This is a genomic window from Paraburkholderia sp., assembly GCF_047605525.1.
In the GTDB taxonomy this organism is placed as follows: Bacteria; Pseudomonadota; Gammaproteobacteria; order Burkholderiales; family Burkholderiaceae; genus Paraburkholderia.
In genome coordinates this window covers 164,046-183,694 of sequence record NZ_JASGFN010000007.1, presented here as the reverse complement: position 1 = coordinate 183,694, position 19,649 = coordinate 164,046, and the positions used below count along the sequence as shown (strand labels likewise).

At 62.5% G+C, this 19,649-nt stretch carries 18 protein-coding genes; 8 read left to right on the top strand and 10 right to left on the bottom strand.

Annotated features, from left to right (window positions below; translation table 11 throughout):
- Positions 1 to 2: 2 nt before the first annotated feature.
- The 5 genes from QM685_RS12580 to QM685_RS12560 all read right to left on the bottom strand — a co-directional run bounded on the left by QM685_RS12580 (position 3) and on the right by QM685_RS12560 (position 4,375).
- Entirely contained in the window at positions 3 to 578 is a 576-nt protein-coding gene (locus QM685_RS12580) for a hypothetical protein (protein ID WP_415116285.1), read from the bottom strand.
- 57 nt (positions 579 to 635) lie between these two features.
- Positions 636 to 2,054, bottom strand: a complete 1,419-nt coding sequence (locus QM685_RS12575; protein WP_415116283.1) for a hypothetical protein — start codon at positions 2,052 to 2,054, stop codon at positions 636 to 638.
- 28 nt (positions 2,055 to 2,082) lie between these two features.
- Positions 2,083 to 2,493: a PEP-utilizing enzyme gene (locus QM685_RS12570; RefSeq protein WP_415116281.1), complete on the bottom strand. Its 411-nt coding sequence runs from the start codon at positions 2,491 to 2,493 to the stop codon at positions 2,083 to 2,085.
- Positions 2,494 to 2,672: 179 nt separating this feature from the next.
- Entirely contained in the window at positions 2,673 to 3,359 is a 687-nt protein-coding gene (locus QM685_RS12565) for an HAD family hydrolase (protein ID WP_415116279.1), read from the bottom strand.
- 14 nt (positions 3,360 to 3,373) lie between these two features.
- Positions 3,374 to 4,375, bottom strand: a complete 1,002-nt coding sequence (locus QM685_RS12560) for a hypothetical protein (protein ID WP_415116276.1) — start codon at positions 4,373 to 4,375, stop codon at positions 3,374 to 3,376.
- A gap of 530 nt (positions 4,376 to 4,905) precedes the next feature.
- On the opposite strand from QM685_RS12560, the gene QM685_RS12555 reads away from it, so the two are divergent.
- On the top strand, positions 4,906 to 7,143 hold the full coding sequence (locus QM685_RS12555; RefSeq protein ID WP_415116274.1) for a helix-turn-helix domain-containing protein: 2,238 nt from the start codon (positions 4,906 to 4,908) through the stop codon (positions 7,141 to 7,143).
- A gap of 257 nt (positions 7,144 to 7,400) precedes the next feature.
- Here the strand turns inward: QM685_RS12555 and QM685_RS12550 are convergent, their stop codons facing one another.
- The 3 genes from QM685_RS12550 to QM685_RS12540 form a co-directional block, all read right to left on the bottom strand.
- On the bottom strand, positions 7,401 to 8,300 hold the full coding sequence (locus QM685_RS12550) for a LysR substrate-binding domain-containing protein (RefSeq protein ID WP_415116272.1): 900 nt from the start codon (positions 8,298 to 8,300) through the stop codon (positions 7,401 to 7,403).
- A gap of 126 nt (positions 8,301 to 8,426) precedes the next feature.
- Positions 8,427 to 9,311: a c-type cytochrome gene (locus tag QM685_RS12545; protein WP_415116522.1), complete on the bottom strand. Its 885-nt coding sequence runs from the start codon at positions 9,309 to 9,311 to the stop codon at positions 8,427 to 8,429.
- 137 nt (positions 9,312 to 9,448) lie between these two features.
- Positions 9,449 to 10,180, bottom strand: coding sequence for a c-type cytochrome (locus QM685_RS12540; RefSeq protein ID WP_415116270.1), 732 nt, complete (start codon positions 10,178 to 10,180; stop codon positions 9,449 to 9,451).
- A gap of 285 nt (positions 10,181 to 10,465) precedes the next feature.
- On the opposite strand from QM685_RS12540, the gene QM685_RS12535 reads away from it, so the two are divergent.
- The 3 genes from QM685_RS12535 to QM685_RS12525 all read left to right on the top strand — a co-directional run bounded on the left by QM685_RS12535 (position 10,466) and on the right by QM685_RS12525 (position 13,179).
- Positions 10,466 to 11,032 (top strand): DsrE family protein, encoded by a 567-nt coding sequence (locus tag QM685_RS12535; RefSeq protein WP_415116268.1) that lies wholly within the window; start codon positions 10,466 to 10,468, stop codon positions 11,030 to 11,032.
- Between the two features lie 22 nt (positions 11,033 to 11,054).
- Entirely contained in the window at positions 11,055 to 12,068 is a 1,014-nt protein-coding gene (locus tag QM685_RS12530) for a substrate-binding domain-containing protein (RefSeq protein WP_415116266.1), read from the top strand.
- Between the two features lie 76 nt (positions 12,069 to 12,144).
- Complete coding sequence (locus QM685_RS12525) at positions 12,145 to 13,179, top strand: YeiH family protein (RefSeq protein ID WP_415116264.1); 1,035 nt, start codon at positions 12,145 to 12,147, stop codon at positions 13,177 to 13,179.
- 50 nt (positions 13,180 to 13,229) lie between these two features.
- Here QM685_RS12525 and QM685_RS12520 read toward each other — a convergent pair whose 3' ends face one another.
- Entirely contained in the window at positions 13,230 to 14,714 is a 1,485-nt protein-coding gene (locus QM685_RS12520; RefSeq protein WP_415116262.1) for an ATP-binding protein, read from the bottom strand.
- Positions 14,711 to 15,460, bottom strand: a complete 750-nt coding sequence (locus tag QM685_RS12515; protein WP_415116260.1) for a response regulator transcription factor — start codon at positions 15,458 to 15,460, stop codon at positions 14,711 to 14,713. The genes QM685_RS12520 and QM685_RS12515 overlap by 4 nt, the downstream gene beginning before the upstream one ends.
- Positions 15,461 to 15,650: 190 nt before the next feature.
- On the opposite strand from QM685_RS12515, the gene msrB reads away from it, so the two are divergent.
- The 4 genes from msrB (at position 15,651) to QM685_RS12495 (ending at position 19,538) form a co-directional block, all read left to right on the top strand.
- Positions 15,651 to 16,163, top strand: a complete 513-nt coding sequence (msrB, locus tag QM685_RS12510; RefSeq protein WP_415116258.1) for a peptide-methionine (R)-S-oxide reductase MsrB — start codon at positions 15,651 to 15,653, stop codon at positions 16,161 to 16,163.
- Between the two features lie 46 nt (positions 16,164 to 16,209).
- Complete coding sequence (locus QM685_RS12505) at positions 16,210 to 18,099, top strand: cytochrome c biogenesis protein CcdA (protein ID WP_415116256.1); 1,890 nt, start codon at positions 16,210 to 16,212, stop codon at positions 18,097 to 18,099.
- A 59-nt stretch (positions 18,100 to 18,158) separates the two neighbouring features.
- Positions 18,159 to 18,899, top strand: a complete 741-nt coding sequence (msrA, locus tag QM685_RS12500; protein WP_415116254.1) for a peptide-methionine (S)-S-oxide reductase MsrA — start codon at positions 18,159 to 18,161, stop codon at positions 18,897 to 18,899.
- Positions 18,900 to 19,046: 147 nt separating this feature from the next.
- Positions 19,047 to 19,538 carry a molybdopterin-dependent oxidoreductase gene (locus QM685_RS12495; RefSeq protein ID WP_415116252.1) on the top strand — a complete coding sequence of 164 codons (492 nt, stop codon included), beginning with the start codon at positions 19,047 to 19,049 and terminating at the stop codon, positions 19,536 to 19,538.
- Positions 19,539 to 19,649: the final 111 nt, after the last annotated feature.

Sequence of the window (19,649 nt, the reverse complement as noted above, 5' to 3'; positions counted from 1 at the left end):
ATTCAGTGCAGATCCTCTACGGTCTCGCGCGGACGCCCAACGACCGCGAGAATGTCCTCGTGGAACTCGAACCAGATGTTGTGGATGGAGTCAGCGCGCGGATTTGTGACGAACGACCTGTCTCCCAGATCGACCCGCTCCAAGGCGGTGGCGAAGCGGCCGGCGTAGACGCCGTATCGTGGAATCTCCGCCTCGATCTTGCGCAGCGCGGTGATCTGCCGCTCGACCACCTTCGTCAACTGCGCCAGCACGCGCGGCTCGCCGTCGGAGGTCTGCCATTCGCTGACCAGCTTGAGAAACTGGCTGTTCAATACCTCGAACCGTTGATACCAGTCGAGGACTGCCGCGCGCTTCGGCAGGTAGGCTTCGTTGTAGTATTCGAGCACTGCCCGGCGGCCGGTGGTATCCAGCAGGTATTCACCGTTCAGATCGATGGCCTGGCCTGCCTGAATTGCATCGCGCAGTGCGTCCCGCACCGTCGATTCCGGCAGATGCACACATTCGATCAGCCCGCTGACGTTCGCCATCTTCTTCAGGTACAGCGCGTTGAGGACCAGAAATGCGGTTTCCGTCAACATGAACATGTCTCCATGTGTTGTTGCTGGCGGAGTGCGAAGCTCCGCCGCACGTTGTCGTCAGAGCCAGACGTACTTCGAGTGCCGGATATCCGCGTCCTTGGAAAACGGCAGATAACCTTGCCCGGAAAAGATTTTCTGCGGAACCACGGACTGCACGAAATTGCGCTTGGTGATCTCGTAGTAGTAGTTCGAGACCCGCTGATCGAGTTCCCAGAAGTTCAGTTTCTCGTTCACGTGGTCATACAGACCCGCTTTGCGCAGATGAGGAAGGATCATGCCGACGTAATAGCTGTAAATCCCGTTGGTGCAAAGCTCGCGGCGCGGCATCTTCAGCGTCTTCTTGTACAGCTTGAACGTCGCCTCCTTGATCCTGTCGAGATGCGACGCGAGGTCCTTGATCTTCACCGGGTAGACTTCACCCATCGGCGTATCCCATGCCTCGCGAACGAACACCGCCGCGCCGCAGATGGCGGGAACGTAGTTCTTGGGAATGGTGAATGTCGTGGAGATGTCGTTGACGCGGATCTCCTCGAGCGCGAGCTTCTCCGGGTCGATGACCAGTGCCAGCGTGAAGCAGTGCGGCAGGCCTTCGCACACGTCGCTCCAGTGATAAACGTCTTCATTGACGAACAGATCGCGGATGATCAGGATCCTGCCGTCTTTCAGCTCGTACGGCCCCGTATCGCCGAGACCCAGCCGGCAGTCGTAGTGATCGAAGAACGCGAGGAGTTCAGCGGCCGCGTTGAAGGCCGTCAGTTCCTTGAACGTGTCCGAGTCCTCTTCGAAGTACTCGACCTCGCCCACCAGGCGGTCGAGCAGTTCCTGATCGTGAATCTGACAGCGATAGCGATCCTGTGAATTCAGGATGTAGCCGTCCTGACGCTTTCCCCATAGCACGCGCTGGGCAAACTTCAGAATGGTGTTGCTCTCTTCCACATAATCGTCAGGACCGATCGCTTCGAGCGCCAGCAACCCGCAACGTCCCATCCCGAATGCCACTGCACCAAGACACCAGTCGTGCACGCAGTTGATCTTGGTGCCGATTTCCTTGCGCGCGCTGGCGCCGATGTCCATCACGCCCTGCGGTCCGAGCTGGTCGGTAATCAGGCGCATGAACTCCGGGTACCGATAGAATTCCTGCATGAACGCAAGAATCTCGTATTCCTGGCGTGGAATCATGCCCGACACGCCTTCAGTGGCGCGCATCACGAGAACGTCCCAGATGTTCCACGCGAAGTAGTTGTTCAGATCGTTCAATTCGTCGATCGTGAATTCCGGCTTCAATACGTCTTCTTTCGTCACCTTTTCGAGAACACCCGTCTTCATACGGGAGCGCATTTCGCGATCTCCGGCGATGCCGTCGGAAACCGGCGGCAGCCCCGCATAGTTTCCGGTGTACTCCAGGGACTGGAAGCGTAGTCCCTCGTCGTCCTTCTCGTAACGCTTCTTATATGTGCTCTTATTTGGCTGATCCATCTTCGTCTCCTGACTATTTTTGCGCGCTTTACAGAACGACCTGACCAACGTCGGCGTTTGAGCATTTGAGCGTGACCTGCTTGCCGCTCAGTTCCCTGATGATCTCGTCGAAGTGCGCGGCATCGGTATTGCCCACTTCATAGCGCGACTCGCTATTCTTCAGGTGCGCGGTCATGATGCAAGGAATCTGGAATTCACGCGAAAGAATGCCGAGGTGAGACTCGGGGGCACCCGACATCGTGATCACGCCGATTGCGCCCATCGAAAGCGCAGGCGCGAGAAAGGTCGTGGTACCGCCGCGGACCAGAAGGATATGGTCCTTCAGCTTGCCGCTCTGAATGAGCTTCACGACCGATTGAGGATCCGGCAAATACATGACCGTTCCGCTCGGCTCTTTTTTCGTTTCGAACGCGTTGTAGCCCTCTGCAACTACAGTCATTTCTGTCTCCTTGGATATGTGGCGCTGTCCTGTCTGGTTCAACAACCATTCGATCTACGATCCCGTTACTGCCGAATCAATCTTAGTCAAACTCTTATTCCTTGCCCTTATCCACCGGGGATAAAAGCAGCCGTCCGTTTTTCGGAATCCGCTAGCCGCGCGAAGATCCGTATGTCACGTCATGGAGAAACGTCCGGGCCCTCGCTCTCGTGGAAATGGATCAGAAGCTCCTCCGGCCAGACCGCGACGAACTCCGCACCCGCGGCAGCGAGTCGATCCGGCGCATGCATACCCCAGGACACGCCCACCGCGCGCGCGCCCGCGGCTTTTGCCGCGTTGACGTCACCGACCGTATCCGTTACGAGCACGATGTCGCCGGAGTGCGCGCCGCTTGTCTCGTCGTAGCTGTGGGTTCCTCTTCTGCCAAAGCCGTAGCTCGGGTCCCGAAGAACTTTCTGAATGACGCTTTCCTTGTCCGGTTCGACGTCTCCCGAGAAAACATGGCCGAAACACTGGGCAATGTTGGCTTCGTCCAGCACATGCCGAATTGCGCCCATCGCATTGGATGAAACGACGGCAAGCGGGAATTGAAGTGCAAGATTCCGAACGACGCTTCGCATGCCGGGGATGACGGCCGGACGATACTCGCTCAGCAACAGGTCGAAGAAGTAATTCTTGACCTCGCCCGCTAGCGCGTCGTCGCCGCATCTTTCCTTCAAACCCGCAAAGAAGTTGGACGCGAACAATGCGTAGAACGCTTCGGCGGAGTCGACACCGAGCGCGAATCGCCGGTTCACTTTCTCGAATACGACCCACGACGCCTCTCTCGTCTGCACGAGGGTCCCGTCGAGGTCGAACAGAATCATTCGCACCGGCACGACTACCCCCGGTTATCCAGAAGGGAAGCTGGATGCTCGCTGTTCAGGCGGGTCATCGACGGCGTTTCGAAGAAGTCCATCACCTCTCCGTATCCTGTCTCTCCCTGACAGCGCCATTTCGTCAACGTATTGAATGCCACCATGTTCGGCCAGCATTGCCACGGGAACGTCGTGGTGGCGTCGCCGGTGAACTCCCAGGTCCGGTCCGCGCTATCGGTGACGGCCAGCTGGATGTGTTCGGGGTAACGGTCCAGCACGCGAATCGTGTTGCCAGTACCGGCCTTCAGGCCATACACCTTGCCGTCCTGAAGCACGTACCCGTGACTAAGCGTGAGGCGCTTGCCACCGTCGTTTTCATCGAATGCGAAGATCGCGTGCATCGCGAAGCGCCCGGAGAAATGGGCGTGTAGCCAGCTCATGTTCGGTGCGCCGCGCTCCGGCCTCGGTCCCCAGCTATGATCCATCGTCGACACACAGTCGATCTCGTAGCGCTTGCCACGCAGCACGATGTAACCCGTGGCGAGTCCCGTCTGATCGAAGTGGCCGTTATACGCGGTGCCCCACGCGAACTTCCCCGCTTCCTTTTGCGCCGCGACGATCGGATCCATCCCGGGATCGTGAATGTCGAATGGCGGCATCAGCGAGTCCCACCTGACATGAATCTCCGTCTGCTGGCCGTCGTCGTAATCGATCGTCCAGACCATATTGGGCTCGAGACATTTGACGCTCAGGCCGTTCGCGAGTGAGTAGTCGAGGAGATTTCTCGGCTCGGGAATCAACAGGTGCGACTGAAGGTCGTTGAAGTCCGCGTGCCACGGAGTCACCGCGCGCCGCGAATTTATGCTTATTGTCGAATTGACCACGCCCAGGTTCGGCCGGAAAAGCGCATAGACGCCGACGTTGATATTCGCCTCCGCGCTATAGAAGCCGAAGTAGTTGGTTTCGGCCCAGTTTGGCTTGTCTGCGTCTGCTGCATGAAACTGTGCGTCTTCTGCCTTGATCATTTTCACTCCGAGGTAGCTGATTGGCCGTCATCACTCGATGGGTGATGCCGGAACGTGATCAGTGAGTCTGGTGACAGAGAGCCCCGAATGCCGGCCGACCGGCATTCGCCGGGTAGATTCGCCATGTATCGTCCGTGTGCCGGAAGAAACGGCTTTTCATGACATTGTCTCCGCGCCATGGTGTCCATGCGGGCCGGCGTCGTGCAAACAGCCAGGGCCGACCTCGGCATCTCCAGACAGGTTTTCACCAGTCCATCCGGGCTGTGCCAGCGGCTGGGTGTTGGAAGGATCATAGCCGCCCGTTCCGCCCGTTCGTATGGCGTTCGCGGTTAGATCGTCGCTCCATTTTTATCTCCGGGAGATAAATTAGCGCGCGCGGAGGGCGATATTTGGTCTCCATCAGGAAAAAACCCTGGCTCCAAGGGAAAACGCCAATTGGATCAAACAGGGATGTCGGCGATACATCGGGCTATCGGTAAGCGAAAACGACTGGTGCGGCAGCGCAACAAACGCCGCCCGACGGAGTGACGATGGATATTTATCGTGCAGACGAAGTCGCGACAGCCGGCAGGAAGGGTTCGATCGCGGATTTTTCGTTGCAGACGGCGTTGGATACACTGTCCGCCGCGGTTCAGGACGGCACCGAGTCGGTTACGTCACTGGCACTCGATCTCGCGCGCACGGCAACGGGAATCGACGCCCTGATCGTGCTCCGCTATGCGAACGGCGAGTGGATTCCCCAGAGCCCGCTGACGGTCGAGTACAGTGACCATCTCCTCGCCGGTCTTCCGGAATTTCAGCGCGATGAGAGCAAAGTGTGCGTTTCCCGGCACGGATGTTACGTGCCGCTCGCGCCCGGCTTCGAGGCGATCTTCCTGCCCGGCTATTCACCGACCGCCGCGCAGGAAAAAAACCTGCATCTGCTCTGCTCCGCATTCATCCTCGCATCGTCCGCGGCCAGTCGCGGACGTGCGGTAGTCGCCGCGCTCGATGAGATCAGCGGATTGCAAAGCGTTGTCAGAGAGACGTTGTCCGCTCGCGAACTGAATCAGGTTCTATCGTGCGCGACGCACGAAACGCTGCGCTTGCTGTCATCGAACATTTGCGGCGTGTTCCTCAAGGAAAAAGATGAAGTCGTCATGCGCAGTTGCGTCGGCAATCTTCGTGTGGAGACGGCCAATCTGCGGATGAAGAAGGGCCGCGGCGTAGCGGGGCGTGTCTTTGAAACCGGCGAAGCGGTGCGGGTCGACGAATACGTGCGGGACAGTACCATCAGCCCGGACTACATGGATCTTGCCCGGCTCGAGCACGCCTATTCGGCGCTTGCCGCGCCGCTCAAAATTCACGATGAAGTGGTGGGCGTGCTCGAGGTCTGGCGGCGGCGCAAATCGACTTTCTCCGATCGTGACGTACGGCGGATCAAGGCGCTTGCCGATCTCGTCGCGATCGCCATACAGAACGCCCGCCTGTACGAAACGCAGTTGCGCGCCGTTGAACAGCTGGCGGCAGCCAATGCGCAACTCAAGGACCAGAACAGCGCGTTCGGGCAATCCGCCGCCATCCAGCAGGCGATGATCGAAGCGGTTCTGGCGGGCGAAGGCATGGATGGCATCGCACGCGCCATCGCACGTTTTGCCCATGCGGAAGTCGCGATCGTGAACGACGAAATGCAGTCGATGACGCGACATGCGCTCAGCCAGCATGTCACCACGGCACTTTCGCACCTTCCCCAATTGATCCGGCAGGCCCGGAACGACGAATCCGAGTGCCGCGGACGCATAGACGGTTTCTGGCTGCGGGCCAAACCGATCGTCGTATCCACCGAGGAAGTCGGATGGGCTTGTCTCATCGCCGAATCGGAGCCCGCGGACGTAGCGGAAATGGCGCTTGGCGCCGGAGCCATCGCGTGTGCGTTGAGCTATCTCGAAAGCCGCGCGGCCATGCTCGCGAGAGCGGAGGTCAGCAGCGAGCTCCTGTGGGACCTGCTCGAGGGAGATCCGAAGGTACGGCTGGCCGCCGTTTCCCGCGCGAAGGGACTACGAATCGAATTGAATGGACCACATCGGGTTCTGCATGGCTCAATCGCCGCACTCGACGAGATCAGTCGCGCGGAAGGCTGGGACGCCGGCACCGCGGAGCGCAATCGCCGGATTGCGCTTGAGCAATGCACACGCGGTCTCGAGGCGGCTGGCCTGAAACTGCTTACGGTACGCGGCAATCTTTTGATCGCGCTGGTTTGCGGGAGGGAAAGCGACGAGATCAGACGCGTGCTGCATTCGATTCAGAAAGCGACGTCCGAAAAACTTCATGGCTTCAGCGCGACATGGGGCGTCAGCTCGATTAGCGGAGGCAGTGGAGACTTCCGGTCGGCGCATCGCGAAGCGGCGATATCCCTGCTTGCCGCGACCAAATTCAGCGCCGACGAAATTGCGATATCAGATGAGCTGGGGGTGCTCGGTTTGCTGCTCTCGATCCGGCACGACAGTGATCTCGAAGGTCTGGTCGGATCGATCCTCGGGGACGTGGTGGATTACGACAGCAAGCACAATCAGGCACTGGCGAAGACACTGCGCATGTATTTCGATTCCGACTGCTCTCTTCAGACCACGGCATCCGCGCTGCATGTTCACCAGAAGACAGTCCGGTATCGACTGACGCAATTCGAGCAACTCAGCGGAGTGGATCTTAGGAGACACGAGACCAGAATGATGGTAGATATCGCGCTGCGCATGCAGATGTTCAGGCAGAACGCGACAGAACGGTCATAGCAGCGGGATGGCGATGCGAGCGGAATTCCTGGCCGTCCGCGCAACGCACCACCCGGTTCCAGAGCGGGCACCGCGCTGGGATTTCACGTCGGCGCGCGCCGCTTCAAGCGCCCGGCGCTCGTCAGAGCCGACCATCGACCGCTACGGCACTCTGGCTGCGCTGAACGCATACGCCACGCTGCGCGACGACGAAAGATTGCTGCTTGTAACGCTATACCTGTTCCCCCCATATGATCAACGCGTGTCGCGACCCGGCATCACAAGGCTGCTTCGACGCACGCATGGCGCAACGCTGCAAACTCGGTGAATGCACGCGCGCTGGGCGACAGCGTGCGCTCCTTGAGCCACACCATGTGAAGTTGCCGATCGATCCGCATGCTCTCGACTTCGATCGCCCGCAATTCGTCACGCGCGAGTTCGTCGCGCACGCTCAGCACCGACAGATACGCGAGCGTGCGGCTCACGCGCAGCATCCGCTTGATCGCTTCGGTATCGCTGACCGACATCAGCGGCTGGATCGACAGACCGCGGTTCGCATACGCATCCTCAACGATCGCGCGCGTTCCCGAACCAGGCTCGCGCATCACGACCGCCTTGTCGACGAGATCGGTCGCCTGAAGGCGCGTATCGATCAACGGATGATCCGACGCGGCGATCACCGCGATTTCGTCCTGACCGATCGGACACGCATGCAGCACCGAAGCGTCGAATGGTCCTTCGACGAAACCCACCGCGAACTTCAACTCGCGCAAACCGGCCTCGACGCTTTCCGTGTTCGTGACGGTGAGATCGATGGTCACCTTCGGATGCGAATCGCTGAACCGGGCGATCAGTTCGGGCACGAGATAGACGCCCAGCGTCGCGCTCGCGCCGATATGCAGATGGCCCGCGTCGAGACCGGCGAGTTCATTCAGCTGGCTTTCGGCGATATCGGCGAGCGTGAAAATTTTCTCGGCGTGGCCAAATAGCAGCCGGCCCGCTTCGGTGAGCGCGACGCCGCGCGGCAGACGGTCGAACAGCACGAGACCGATGCGCTCTTCCAGCTCGCGGATCTCGCGCGTCACCGCAGGCTGGCTGACGCGCAAGCGCTCGGCGCCCGCGCTGATGCTGCCCGCGCGGGCCACTTCGCGGAAGGCGAAAAGATGGGTGAAATTCATCGAATACGCGAAGGTTTCACGTCATATGACGAGCGCTTGCCGTGCCGGTTAATCATGGCTGCGCGGACTGACCGGTCGTCCATCTCCAGCGCGCGAAGATCGTCGCGCCGGCGTCGGAGCGCAGATTCATGGCTTGCCGGCGCTACGCAGCGAACCACCGCTCGGCGTCGACTGACTGCCGAGCAACACGCCTTCGACCGTCTTGCCGTACATCGACATCGGCGAATCGTGGAACTTCGCGCGCGTCGTCGCGACGTCGCCGGTGAAGCGCGGATCCTGCGGACGCTCGTGACTGTCGATGAACATCGCGACGTCCCACGCGTCCTGATCGCTCAGCGAGCCCCCTTGTCCGAGCGGCATGTTGGCCTGGATGAAGCCCGCGGCATTGCTGATGCTGCCCATGCCCGCGCCCCAGTTGAACGAATGATCGCCCCACAACGCGGGGAACGCGGGCACGCCGTTGTTGGCGTGCCGACCGCCGCCGTCGGCGGCATGACACAGCGCGCAGCGCGCCTGATAAACACGTTCGCCGCGATGGTAGTCGGGCGTTTGCGCGGGCTTCGCGAGCTTCGGGTAGCCGCGTCCCGGGATCTTCGGATCGAGCGGTGCGCCCTGCGCGAGCCAGTAGGAATACGTCTCCAGCGCGACCAGCACCGGATCGCCGAGCGGCGGCGCCTTGCCGTTCATGCTGAAGCGAAAGCAACCCTGCAGCCGCTCGGCGAACGTGTTCACGTGATGATTCTTCGATCGATACGCGGGATACGACACGTACGCGGCCCACATCGGCGCGGAACCCGTTTTGCGACCGGCGTCCAGGTGACAGCTCGCGCAGCGCAGCTGATTGCCGACGTAGGCTTTCGCGTAGGTCGCCGGATCGTTGAAGATGCGCTGGCCTTGCGCCACGACCTTGCCGAAATCGTCGTCGGGAATCGGGCGATCGGCGGGCGTGAACGCCGGCTTCGCCGCCGGCGCTTGGGCGGGCCCGGCGCTCGCCGACGCCGTCGATGACATCGCCGCGTCCTTGACGGTGGCCACTTTCGGATCCGACGACGCTTCGTGCACGAGCGAATGCGCGATCGCGCCGAACGCGAGCGCGCCCGCCGCGCCCGCGACGAACACCGCGGTCCATGCGATCGATGAGGTCGTTTTCATCGCGCGGCTCCTTGTGCGGGCGGTGAAGCGGAAGCGTGCGCCGCCGCGGGCAACGACGCGAAATAATCGGCGGCGGCATCCGCTTCGCTGTCGGAAAGCTTCCCGGCGATGGTGCTCATCAGCCCGAGCGGTCCGGGCGAGCGCGCGCCGTGCTTCCATGCGACGAGTTGCGCGCGCAGATACGCGGCGGGTTGTCCCGCGAGCGCCGGAAACTGCTCGCCGACGCCGCTGCCCGCGTCACCATGACACGACACGCACGCCGGCACGCCTTCCTTCCAGTTGCCGATCAACGCGAGTCGCTCGCCGGTCGGGTTGGCTTGCACGGGCTTCTGCGCGCCGTTTGCGCCAGAAGGCGCCGGCAACGACGCGAAATACTTCGCGACGCTTTCGCGGGCGTCCATCGGCAACGCCTTGGCGATCGTCGACATCACGGTTTGCTGACGCGTTCCCGCGGCGAAATCGGCGAGCTGTTCCTGGAGATAACCGGACGGCAAGCCGGCGAGCCGTGGAAATCCCGCCGCCGTGTTGCCCTCGCCCGACGCGCCGTGACACGACGCGCACGCGGGCACCGACGGCGCGATGCCCTGCTGCGCGATCGATGCGCCCGAACGCGCCGGTGTCTGCGCGAATGCGCTGGCTTGCGTGGCGATCGACAGGCATGTGGCGAGCAGCCATCGACGCGACCGGGCGGTGGAGAACGCCCCTTGCTGTGTCGCTTTGTTTTTCATTGTGGTTCCGGTTGCTGGCGTCGTCAGCGGATGCCTGCTTCTCGACGATTCGCCGCGCACCCGTTCGACCGCCGCAAGCTTCGCAGACTCTCGACGGTTACACCAATCTCGATTCCGGATGTTTGCCATCAGGCTCCGTTATGGTGGGCGCGTCGCGCATTCGACGCCGCGCGCGCCGCCATAACGTGCAGGCATCGCACACATATCACGAATGTATTTTTCGACGCGAAAGGCGATTGCTAGACTGCGCTCACTTCGAACCACATAACCACATCGGAAACGCTCATGAACCGCTCTGTCCTGCTCAAGCTCGCGCTGCCGATAATCGCCGTGTTCAGCGCGACGCTCGCGCACGCCGCGGGCGGCGAGACCGAAGGCTTCTGGTCTACGCCGACGATTCACAACTACGGCACGATCCACTATCTGCCAGACGCGGCGTTCAAACCGGATCCGAAGCGTTCGTACAAGATCGTGTTCTCGCTGACGCAGGCATCGCAATCGCCCGACAAGGTCAATCCGGGGCTCGATCACGTCGCGCGTACGGTGAATCTGTACGTCGCCGCGGGCGTGCCGCTGTCTCATCTTAAAGCAGTCGCGGTCGCGTATGGCGCGGCCACGCCGCTCGCGCTCGACGATGCGCACTATCGCGCGAGCTTCGGCGTGCCCAATCCGAATCTGCCGCTGATCGCCGAGTTGAAGAAGGCCGGCGTGACCGTGTCCGTGTGCGGCCAGGCGGTCGCCGAACATCACTTCGAATACGACTGGCTCGCCAACGACGTGACGCTCGCGCTCTCCGGCCTCACGACGATCACCACGCTCGAATCCGACGGCTACGTGCTGATGCCGCTCTGACCGACATTCATCGCCCATCATCATGACGTCAACGTCCCAGCGTAAAACGCGCGTGTTCGCGGCCGTGATCGCGAGCCTTGCGGCGATCGTTTCCATCGCGTCGGTGCAGGCGGCGGACGTGTCGTCGCAAGCTTCCTTGTCGCCGCCGTGGCAGCACGGCGAGAACAACGACGCGATCGACCGCGGCTTCGACTTCACCGAGCCCGACGCCGACAATCTCGCCGATTTCCACGGCGATCCGCAGCACGCGGCGCTCGCGCTGTATGTCGGCGGCAACTACTACTTCGCGATGGCACCGCTCGTGAAGGCGTTCGAGACGCGCTATCCGCAGTATCGCGGCCACCTGTACTGGGAAACGATCCCGCCGGGCATGCTGGTCAAGCAGATTGACGACGGCGGCACGATCACCGTCGGCAATCTGACGTGGACCGTGAAGCCCGACGTGTATCTCGCCGGTCTGAAAGCGGTGCAGACGCAGATCGGCCGCAGGAAGCTGGTCGCGCCCGCCGTCCCGTACGCGACCAATACGCTGACGATCATGGTCGCGAAAGGCAATCCCGCGCACATAGAAAACCTCGCCGATCTCGGCAAGCAGCAAGTGAAGCTGGCGATGCCGAATCCTCAATTCGAAGGCATCGCGCGGCAGATCAAGGCGTCGCTCGCGCATGCGGGCGGCGATGCGCTGGTCGACAGCGTCTATACGTCGAAGGTGAACGATGGATCGACGAAGCTCACGCACATCCATCATCGGCAGACGCCGCTGTGGATCATGCAGGGCAAGGTCGAAGCTGGCGTGACGTGGCAATCCGAAGCGGTGTTCCAGGAGCAGATCGGTCATCCGATCGGCCACGTCGACATCTCCCCCGCCGACAACACCACGGCGATCTACGCCGGCGCGGTCGCCGCGAACGCGCCGCATCCACAAGCCGCGCGCCGCTGGCTCGACTTCATCCGCTCGCCCGAAGCACTGGCGATCTTCGAGCACTACGGCTTCAAGCCCTATCACCCGGAAACGCCGAACGGCCGGACCGACTGAAACTCTTCAACCCGTTTAAGCGCCGCGATCACAACCGCGCGGCGGTTCGCTGTCGCGCCTCGAAAGGAAATCGATCGTGTCTGCCAAATCCCTGTCCGTCGGCTCACAGTCGGGTCGCCCGACTGAACCCGGTTCGCTCGCCGGCTTGTTGCTGGCGGCGGCGATCGCCGGCTTCGCGCTGTGGCTCGGGCGCATGGTCCCCGTGGTCGGCGGTCCGGTGATTGGCATCGTCGCGGGCATCATCGTGCGCAACGTGTTTTCGCCCGGAAGCCGCTACGATCCGGGCATCCGTTTCGCGTCGAAGCACGTGCTGCAATGGTCGATCATCGCGCTCGGCGCGGGCCTGAGCCTGTCGCAGGTGGCGCGCACCGGCATGCATTCGCTCGCCGTCACGGCCGTCACGATCACCGTCGCGGGCGTCGCCGCGTGGGGACTCGGCAAGCTGCTCGGCGTGGGCGGCAAGCTCAAGCTGCTGATCGGCGTCGGCACGGCGATCTGCGGCGGCTCGGCGATCGCCGCGGTTACGCCGATCATCAAACCCGACGATCACGAGACCGCCTTCGCGATCTCGACGATCTTCCTGTTCAACCTCGTCGCCGTGCTGCTGTTTCCGGCGCTCGGCCATCTGCTGCATCTGTCGGACGCGGGCTTCGGCATGTGGGCCGGCACGGCGATCAACGATACGTCGTCGGTGGTCGCGGCCGGCTATACCTACAGCAAGGCCGCGGGCGACTACGCCACGGTCGTCAAGCTCACGCGCGCCACGCTGATCATTCCGATCTGTCTCGCGCTCACCGTCGCCGTCGCGTATCGCGCGAAGCAATCAGGCGCGGCGCAGTTCAGTCTGTCGCGCGTGTTTCCGTGGTTCATCCTCTGGTTTCTGGTGGCTTCCGCGATCCGCACCGCCAATCTGATTCCCGCGACCTGGCAGCCGGTCATCCACGACGCCGCGGAATTCATGATCATCGTCGCGCTGACGGCGATCGGACTGTCGTCGAATCTGCGGCGCATGGCGGCGACGGGCATTCGTCCGGTATTGCTCGGGCTAGGCGTATGGGTCGCGGTGTCGGTCAGCAGTCTCGCCGTGCAACTGGTCGCGGGTCAATTGTGAGCGAGCGCCCGCATGGCGCCCCCACCGTGCTACTCCCGCGCAAAAGTTCATCAGGCGGCGGCTGCGCTGGAGCCGCGGCTCGCACGAAGCTCGAAGCAAAATATCGCCCCCGTACCTTCGTGTTCGATCAGACGGATCTGCGTATGATGCAACTGCAACATACGCTGCACGATCAGCAGGCCAAACCCGCCACGGTGTGTGCCGCCCGAACCAGAAGGACGCTCGAATAGCCCATCGCGCAGGTTCGGCGGAACGCCCGGCCCCGTGTCGGTGACTGTCACCGAAACCTTGTCGTCGCGATACGCGAGATCGACGCGAACCGTGCCTTCGGCAGGCGTATGACGAATCGCGTTGTCGAGCAGATTGGTCAGCACGCGCTCGATCATTCCGAGGTCGGCGCATACCGTCGGCAGACGCCGCGGAACACCTGCGCGCAGTTGGATGTGGCGCGCTTCGGCCGGCAACTCGAATTTCTGGAACACGTCCTGCAGCAGATCGACCAGCGAGAACTCTTCCCATGCCGGTTGTACGTCGGCATGTTCCAGCCTGGCCAGCTCGAAGAGCGCCTGGGCCAGCCGCCCAACCTTGGCGCTTTGCGCGATGGCGATTGCCAGATAGCGTTTGCGCTCCGTTTCGTCGAGCGTGTCGGCCTTTAGCGATAGCGTTTCGAGGTAGCCGTGCAGCGACGTCAGCGGCGTGCGCAGGTCGTGTGAAATATTGGCCAGCAATTCGCGCCGCTGCTGGTCCTGCCTGATAAGCGCGCGCCACTGTTCACCGATGCGCGCGGCCATCTGTGCGAAGGTGGTCTCCAGTATGGCGAGTTCATCACGGGCTCCCGCCGAAGAGGAGCACGGCACCTGTGGCTGGGTATCCGGTTCGCCGTTGGCGTCGAAACGAAGCATCGCAGCCGATAGCCGCCGCAAGGGACGCGTGATGAGTCCAAATGCCATCAGACCCGCGAGTAATCCGAGCAACGCCACGAGTGCCATGTACCACAGCGTGGTGCGCAATACCGAACTGGCGTCCACGCGCTCGGCGAGCGCATCGTGTGCCTCGCCGAGCAGCACGACGTAGATGTAGCCAGATGGCGTTTGCCCATCTGCCCGCAATGGCGCGGCGCTGAACACCTTGCGCCCGTCGGTGCTGCGCGGGTCGTCGCCCAGAATGGGCAATGCGTCGCCCGCGATAAAGCGGCGAATGGGCGCCAGGTCCACCTGCTCGCGCTTCACATGTCCAGCGGGCGCGTCGTCGCCTCGGATGCGACCATGACTGTCGAGCAGATACACCTCGACGCTCGGATTGACCACCATCAACTCGCCGAACAGTTGCCGCACGGCATCGGGCCGCAGGCCCTGCGCGTCCATCAGCGAGGCGCTGCGCGCGATGTGAGCCGCGAGGTCGCGCGACAGGCCCTGTATCACGACCTTGTCATGCAGGTCGCTGGAGCGGATCTGCAGCCACGCCGACGCGCCGCAGCACGCGAGCAGCAGCGCGGAAAACACGATTGAAAGGCGTTGGGTGAGCGTGAGCTTCATCGCGCATCCGCCGTTGAGGTTCCCTGCGCCGACGCGTCGTCGGACGGCACGGCCAGCTTGTATCCGCGCCCCCACACGGTCAGTATCCGTGTGGGCTGCGCCGGATCGGCTTCGATCTTCGCCCGCAACCGGTTGATGTGCGTGTTGACGGTATGTTCGTATCCTTCGTGCTGGTAGCCCCATACCGCGTTGAGCAGAGCCATCCGCGAAAACACCTTGCCTGGCTGCTGCGCGAAAAAGTACAACAGATCGAATTCGCGCGGCGTCAGTTCAATCGGCCGGCCGTCGACGCTGGCCTCGCGTGTCAGCGGATCGACGGTGAGGCCGGCGATCTGGAGGATACCGGCGTCGATCCGCGAATCTTTTGCCATCGCTTCGACGCGTCGCAACAGTGCCTTGACGCGCGCGACCAGTTCCAGCACGGAGAACGGTTTCGCGAGGTAGTCGTCGGCGCCGAGTTCCAGGCCGAGAATCCGGTGGACCTCGCTGGACCGGGCGCTGGTGATGATGATCGGCGTGTAACGCGTCATCGCACGGGCGCGCCGGCAAATCTCCAGTCCGTCGACACCGGGCAGCATCAAATCGAGGATCAGCGCGTCCCAACCGCCCTGCTCCAGCAACCGCAGGCCTTCGTTGCCGTCGGCGCTGTGCACGACCTCGTAGCGTTCGTCCCGCAGATGCAGGGTCAGCACGTTGGCGATGTCTACATCGTCTTCGACGATCAGGATGCGCTTTGGATGATCCATGGAGCGTGTGAGTCTGCAGCGGTTGAGAGAAGTTGCCGGAACCGACACCGGAAAGCGACCGTTGCGTCATTGTGCAAAATTTCCGGGCAGCGAGTTATCACATTTAATTTAACTTTTCGTGAGGACTTCGATACTGCTCGCGCCATAGGATAACGCCACGTTCAGCAGATCTGGCCTTAAGGAGCACATCATGCAAAGTCGCAGACGCTTTGTGTTTTCAGGCGCCGCGGCCGTGGCGGCGCTGGCTGCCGCGAGCCGCTGGCGCTCGCTGGCCGCCGCGCCGACAGATACCGGCAAGCCAGCCGAAAGCTTCGAATTCGTGCGCACGGACGCGCAATGGCACCAGTTGCTGACGCCGTCACAGTACGCCGTTCTGCGCAAGGAAGGCACCGAGCGGCCTTATACCAGCCCGCTGAACGACGAGCACCGGGCGGGCGTGTTCGCCTGCGCCGGCTGCCGGCTCGACCTCTTTTCGTCGAGCACGAAGTTCGACAGCCATACGGGCTGGCCAAGCTTCTGGGCGCCGCTCGACCACGCGGTCGCGACTCGTGAAGACCGTTCATTCGGCATGTCGCGCACGGAGGTGCATTGCTCGCGCTGCGGCGGTCATCTCGGGCACGTCTTTGACGACGGCCCCAGGCCCACCGGCCTGCGCTACTGCATGAACGGCGTCGCCATGAACTTTACGCCGACGGCGACCTGAGCCCCGACGTCCCCGATAAACCGTTAAACCAACGCCTGGAACAGCCATGTTGCTCATCGTTCTCGCCTACCTCGGTGGTGTTCTGACGATCCTCAGCCCGTGCATCCTGCCGGTGCTGCCGTTCGTTTTCGCCCGTGCCGATCAGCCCTTCGTTCGCAGCGGGCTGCCCCTGCTCGCCGGCATGGCGCTGACGTTCGCCGTCGTGGCAACGCTTGCCGCGATTGGCGGCGGCTGGGTCACGCAGGCCAACCAGTACGGCCGCTGGTTGGCCATCGCGTTGCTCGCCGTATTCGGGTTGACGCTGCTGTTTCCGCGCTTTGGCGATCATTTGATGCAGCCGTTGGTGAGTGCCGGCAACCGGCTCACGAATCTTGCGCAGGCCGACGGCCACCCGGTGCGCGTAGGCTCATCATTTCTGCTCGGCATTGCGACCGGCCTGCTGTGGGCTCCGTGCGCCGGTCCCATTCTGGGATTGGTGCTGACCGGCGCCGCGCTGCGAGGCGCGAGTGTCGGCACGACGCTGCTGCTGATTGCCTATGCGGCCGGCGCGGCGACCTCCCTCGCGGTGGCATTGTTGATCGGTGGCCGGGTGTTCGCGGCGATGAAACGTTCGCTTGGAGCCGGCGAGTGGATCCGCCGCGGCATCGGCGCGGCGATGCTGGGTGGCGTGGTGGCGATTGCTTTCGGCCTCGACACAGGCGTACTTGCACGGGTCTCGACGGTTGCGACGGGCGGTATCGAACAGAAGCTCGTCGATCGTTTGTCGCCCGGCGCGAAGCCGGCCGATACGGCGAGCAACATCGCGAACGGTGGCGTCATGATGGCGGCGAAGACCGCCGCGGGTTCCGTCGACTCAACTGCCGCGGCCTCGGGCACGGCCGGCCTGGGCGGCGCGATGGTGGCTTCGTCGGGCGCCATGATGCATGCATCGCAAAGCGCGTCCGGGGATGCGCCGCCTCTGCCGGTCGAAGGCGTGCTGCCGTCGCTGAACGGTGCGGTTCAGTGGCTCAACTCGCCGCCGCTCAGCGTCCAGGGTCTGCGCGGCAAGGTGGTGCTGGTCGATTTCTGGACCTACTCGTGTATCAACTGCCTGCGGTCGCTGCCCTACGTGAAAGCGTGGGCGGACAAATACAAGGATCAGGGGCTCGTCGTCATCGGCGTGCACGCGCCGGAATTCGCGTTCGAACGCAATATCGACAATGTGAAGAAAGCGACGCACGACCTCGGCATCGACTATCCGGTGGCGATCGACAACAACTACGCGATCTGGCGCACGCTGAACAACCAGTACTGGCCGGCACACTACTTCGTGGACGCGCAGGGTCGCATCCGTTACCACCACTTCGGTGAAGGCGACTACGCGCAGTCGGAGAAGGTGATCCAGCAACTGCTGACGGAAGCGGGCCACGTGGACGCCGCAAAGATCGCGACCGGCTTGCCCGGCGGTCGCGCGAAAGGCGTGCTTGCGGCCGCCGACAATGACGACATGCAGTCGCCGGAGACTTATATCGGCTACGCGCGCGCCGAGAACTTCGCCTCGCCGGGCGGAGAAACCGAGGACAAGCCGTCTACGTACACCGCGCCTGTGCGGCCCGCGCTGAATGACTGGGGACTCGTGGGCAAGTGGCGCGTCGGCGCCGAGCACGCTACGCTCGCGGCCCCGTCCGGACAGATTGTCTACCGCTTCCACGCTCGCGACCTGCATCTGGTGCTGGGCCCGGACAAGGACGGCAAGCCCGTGCGGTTTCGCGTCAGCATCGACGGCGCCGCGCCGGGCAATGCGCACGGCAGCGATATCGGCGCCGACGGCATGGGCACGGTAACGGAGCAACGGCTCTATCAACTGGTGCGCCAGACCGGCGATATCAAGGACCATACGTTTTCGATCCAGTTTCTGGACCCCGGCGTCGAAGCCTATTCGTTCACATTCGGCTAAGCCACGACGGGACACCTCGACATCCGATATACGCATCACATTCAAAGGGGCTGACCATCGTGAGCAAAACAGCGACTACCCACGCTTCCCCGTGGAAGCGCTCTTCCATCGCCAGACTCGCGGGTATCGTTGCGCTCGCCGTTGGGGCGATCGCAGCGCAGCGGATGGCGAACTCCGCCGAACCGGCGACGAGAATTCCGCCACCGGCCCAGGACGAAAAAGCGACGGCGAACCATAGCGAGACCGCCCTATTTGCGGGCGGCTGTTTTTGGGGCGTGCAGGGCGTATTCGAACACGTGCGCGGCGTGCAACAGGTCGCCGCGGGCTATACCGGTGGCGCGGCTGACACCGCTCAATACGAAACAGTGAGCGAAGGCAATACCGGTCATGCGGAATCGGTTCAGATCACCTACGACCCGACGCAAATCACCTACGGGCGTTTGCTGCAAATCTTTTTCTCGGTGGCGCATAACCCGACCGAGCTGAACTACCAGGGGCCGGACCACGGCACGCAGTATCGCTCGGCCGTGTTTCCGCTGAACGCCGGGCAGCGCAGGGTCGCGCAGGCGTACATTGCGCAGATCGGCAGGGCGCAAGTGTTTTCCGCACCGGTGGTCACGCGTGTGGAAAACGCCACGGGATTCTATCCGGCGGAAAATTATCATCAGAATTTTCTCGCACTCCATCCCGACTACCCGTACATCGAAATTAACGATCTGCCGAAAATCGCCGATCTGAAGCGGATGTTCCCTGATATCTATCGCGGCGATCCGGTACTGTTCAAGACCGCTGCACGGTAGAAGGCGGTTGCGCACCGGCGGAGCTATACACGCCACGACATGATCGATATGCGCCGGGTCGGGGTGGCCTCATAGCGATTGTCGCCGTAATATACGCAAGACTACATCGCCCCGCTTACCAGCAGGATCTGGCCCGGAGACCCGAAGATGGACATCGTGCATACCACTGCTCCGCCCGCAACCATCGGGCAGACAGAAACGCTCCATATCACCGGCAGCGTTGAGCGTCCGATGGCACTCCCGTTCGATGCGCTTCGGCACTATCCAGGCGTGACGTGCGCCCCATTCGAGCTGCGCTGCTATACCACGCAGCGGTTCATCCGCACCGTTGCGCCCTATCGTGGCGTGCGCCTGACCGAACTGCTTCGTCAGGCCGGTCTGCGTAACGACGTGCACGGCGACTTCAAGCGCATGGTTTTCCTCGCGGTGGGACACGACGGCTACTTCGTGACGTTTTCATGGCACGAACTGTTCAACTCGCCAGTCGGCGAGCAGGTCATCGTCGCCTACGAGTGCGGCGGTACAGTGCTCGACGCCGACAGCGGCGGCCCCGTTCTTTTCTCCCGTGCCGATCTCGTTCCCGCGCCGCGCCATATCAAACGCCTTGCGCGCATCGAAGCCCGCGTACTCACCCTCTGACGCCGCATCGGCCCGATTCCGGGCAGCAACACGACTGACGGTTCCTGACGGGATGCGGGACGCAGTGCAGGTCCGGCATGCGCCGCGGCACATAGTCCCGATGTTCGTCCC

Coding starts and splice junctions, on each gene's coding strand:
- QM685_RS12580 (WP_415116285.1), bottom strand. CDS start 578: ATGTTGACGGAAACCGCATTTCTGGTCCTCAACGCGCTGTACCTGAAG.
- QM685_RS12575 (WP_415116283.1), bottom strand. CDS start 2,054: ATGGATCAGCCAAATAAGAGCACATATAAGAAGCGTTACGAGAAGGAC.
- QM685_RS12570 (WP_415116281.1), bottom strand. CDS start 2,493: ATGACTGTAGTTGCAGAGGGCTACAACGCGTTCGAAACGAAAAAAGAG.
- QM685_RS12565 (WP_415116279.1), bottom strand. CDS start 3,359: ATGATTCTGTTCGACCTCGACGGGACCCTCGTGCAGACGAGAGAGGCG.
- QM685_RS12560 (WP_415116276.1), bottom strand. CDS start 4,375: ATGATCAAGGCAGAAGACGCACAGTTTCATGCAGCAGACGCAGACAAG.
- QM685_RS12555 (WP_415116274.1), top strand. CDS start 4,906: ATGGATATTTATCGTGCAGACGAAGTCGCGACAGCCGGCAGGAAGGGT.
- QM685_RS12550 (WP_415116272.1), bottom strand. CDS start 8,300: ATGAATTTCACCCATCTTTTCGCCTTCCGCGAAGTGGCCCGCGCGGGC.
- QM685_RS12545 (WP_415116522.1), bottom strand. CDS start 9,311: ATGTCATCGACGGCGTCGGCGAGCGCCGGGCCCGCCCAAGCGCCGGCG.
- QM685_RS12540 (WP_415116270.1), bottom strand. CDS start 10,180: ATGAAAAACAAAGCGACACAGCAAGGGGCGTTCTCCACCGCCCGGTCG.
- QM685_RS12535 (WP_415116268.1), top strand. CDS start 10,466: ATGAACCGCTCTGTCCTGCTCAAGCTCGCGCTGCCGATAATCGCCGTG.
- QM685_RS12530 (WP_415116266.1), top strand. CDS start 11,055: ATGACGTCAACGTCCCAGCGTAAAACGCGCGTGTTCGCGGCCGTGATC.
- QM685_RS12520 (WP_415116262.1), bottom strand. CDS start 14,714: ATGAAGCTCACGCTCACCCAACGCCTTTCAATCGTGTTTTCCGCGCTG.
- QM685_RS12515 (WP_415116260.1), bottom strand. CDS start 15,460: ATGGATCATCCAAAGCGCATCCTGATCGTCGAAGACGATGTAGACATC.
- msrB (WP_415116258.1), top strand. CDS start 15,651: ATGCAAAGTCGCAGACGCTTTGTGTTTTCAGGCGCCGCGGCCGTGGCG.
- QM685_RS12505 (WP_415116256.1), top strand. CDS start 16,210: ATGTTGCTCATCGTTCTCGCCTACCTCGGTGGTGTTCTGACGATCCTC.
- QM685_RS12495 (WP_415116252.1), top strand. CDS start 19,047: ATGGACATCGTGCATACCACTGCTCCGCCCGCAACCATCGGGCAGACA.